We start from the raw sequence: 1563 nt of genomic DNA, 5'->3' as shown, positions 1-1563 counted from the left end.
GGGATTGTCTCAGGCAAAAAAAGAAGCCGCCCCGAGGGGCGGCTTCCGTAAGTGTCGTCTGGATTGGTGGATTAGAAGAAGATGATCCCACCAACCTGGAACAGATCGTAGTCTTCGAAGCCCTGGCTCACAGCCTGCGTGTTGCCGACGGAGTTGACACCGATGAAGTCGATGTCGGCCGCCTGGTGCTGCCAGCGAGCGAACACGTGCATCGCTGCCGCGTCGATCTCCTGAACCGCGCCAAGACCCCAACGCTCCACTTCCGAACCCGTCACGAACAGGGTGTTCGCAGCGTTCGCGCCGCAGAAGTTGGAGGCCGTGCCGCCGACCCCGGCGAAGCTGGCGCAGTTGTCCACACCCGCAAGGCCGTTGAAGCCGTCGTTATACTGGCCGTACTCGCCGTAAAGGACCGTCGCGCCGAGCGGGTTCCACGTCCGCTTCAGGAAGCCCTTCAAGTACCAGGAGTCCCAGCTCGGGATACCCTGCTGCACGCCGTTGTAGTTCACGTAGTTCGCGTCGATCTCTTCGTAGTTGTAGTAACCGTAGATACCGAGACCGGTCGGAGCGTGCATGACCGTACCGCCGAACTGGTGGATCTGGGTCGAGCCCGTCTGGTTCACGCTGAACAGGTTGCCGTTCGACTGCGTGTACGAATAAGCCGCCGAAATCTTAAAGTCGGCCCAGTCGCCCGTGTAGAACACGGCCAGGTCCCAGATCTCAGGAGCGTCGTTGATCGCACCGCGGAAGCTGTTCGAGTAGTCGTCCGTGTAGGACGCCTCGACCCGGAAGCCGCCGAACGTCGGCGAGTCGTACCGGATGCCGCTCTGCGGGGCGCCGTAGCAGTCGCCGCCGATCGGGCCGACCAGCGAACAGTTCAGGAAGTTGCCCCAGGTCATGCCGGAAAGACCCGCAAAACCCGATGCAGCGTTCTTCGGACGAAGCAGGAAGCCGCCGCCTTCGAAGAACACCGCGTTCGATTCGATCACCGTGCCGGAGATGTCGGCCAGAACAGCCGCGTTATCCGACGCAGGGCTCAGATAGCCCAGGTTGATCGTGCCGTAGTCGTCGCTCTTGATGTACATATACGAGTACAGCGTCTGGATGCTGCCAAGGCTCAGCGAATCCTGGGCAAACTGGTTCGAAAAGATACCGAAGTTGTTGCCGTTCAGGAGGTTGCCGGCCCAAGCGCCAGGCGTCGTAACCGTCAAGTTGTAACCGCCGGACCACCCCGGAGCGATCGTCGCAGAACCCGTGATCGCAAAACGAGACCCAAGGTCGGCGTCCTTCGTGCCAACCCAGCTGTCCGTCAGCGCGCCGTCATCCCACCAGTTCATCGATTCGATGACCCAGCCGGATACCGTCACGGATACCTTCTTGTTCCCCTTCTGCACTGCAGATGCTTCAAGCTCGGCTACCCGCTCTTCAAGATCCGCGCAGCAATTGCCGCCATAACCCTGCGCACTCGCAGGCGCAGCGCTCAGAGCGTAAACCCCAAGCCCAAGCGCGGCTGCAATGGCAATGCGGCTGGATGTTCTTGTCAGTCCCCCAAACATCTCCATGTCC

General features: G+C 60.8%; 1 protein-coding gene. It reads right to left on the bottom strand.

Annotated elements, in window-relative coordinates:
- Positions 1 to 71 precede the first annotated feature (71 nt).
- The coding region (locus AUC70_RS03905; RefSeq protein ID WP_083241233.1) for a porin at positions 72 to 1563 on the bottom strand (1492 nt) is incomplete at its 5' end.

Origin of the sequence: Methyloceanibacter stevinii, from assembly GCF_001723355.1 — a bacterium.
Taxonomy (GTDB): Bacteria; Pseudomonadota; Alphaproteobacteria; order Rhizobiales; family Methyloligellaceae; genus Methyloceanibacter; species Methyloceanibacter stevinii.
Note: the sequence above shows the minus strand (reverse complement) of the source record. Positions and strands in the feature narration are given on the sequence as shown.